Raw genomic sequence first — 477 nt, 5'->3', positions numbered from 1 at the left:
TTAAAATGCTCTAGCCGTGCGTGCTGGAATTAAAGCGGTGATTTTCAAAATAAAGTCCGATGAAGATGCCTTTCAACTAGGCAGCTGCAGGCCTGGTACACGTCAGTCTATGGCTCATCATCACGAAAGGCACGGTCAATTATGGGTGCGAGCTTATCTAAATTGAGGTCAATTGAGGTTGACTTATTCTGTAATCGCCACTCATTTTGGTAACTTCCCACCACCTCTTGATAACACAGTGGGCAGCAATGGCGTTTCGCCGCAAAATGGGCTTTAGGGGTTTGTTCAAACACTTGCTGATGCTTGTTACAAAGAATAACAACAGGCGTTCGACTGTTCACATACTGGACAAGAGAGTAGTCGTAACGGTTGCCCCATTGCTTAATGGCTTTTCTAATAAACGTTTCGTTTGTATCTTTAGGGAAAGGCATAGCACTCTTTAGTATTGATATTAAAATACGCGGATTTCAGTCGCCA

General features: G+C 43.4%; 1 protein-coding gene. It reads right to left on the bottom strand.

The window, feature by feature from the left end; translation table 11 throughout:
- Positions 1-107 precede the first annotated feature (107 nt).
- Complete coding sequence (locus AB4484_RS26730) at positions 108-431, bottom strand: hypothetical protein (protein ID WP_372081058.1); 324 nt, start codon at positions 429-431, stop codon at positions 108-110.
- Positions 432-477 lie beyond the last annotated feature (46 nt).

This window comes from Vibrio sp. 10N.261.46.A3 (assembly GCF_041472995.1).
Lineage (GTDB): Bacteria > Pseudomonadota > Gammaproteobacteria > Enterobacterales > Vibrionaceae > Vibrio > Vibrio coralliirubri.
The sequence above is the reverse complement of the archived record's forward strand: the minus strand, read 5'-3'. Positions and strand labels throughout refer to the sequence as shown.

What these genes read in the sequence shown, in the direction of transcription:
- AB4484_RS26730 (WP_372081058.1), bottom strand. Translation starts at nt 431, where the DNA reads ATGCCTTTCCCTAAAGATACAAACGAAACGTTTATTAGAAAAGCCATT.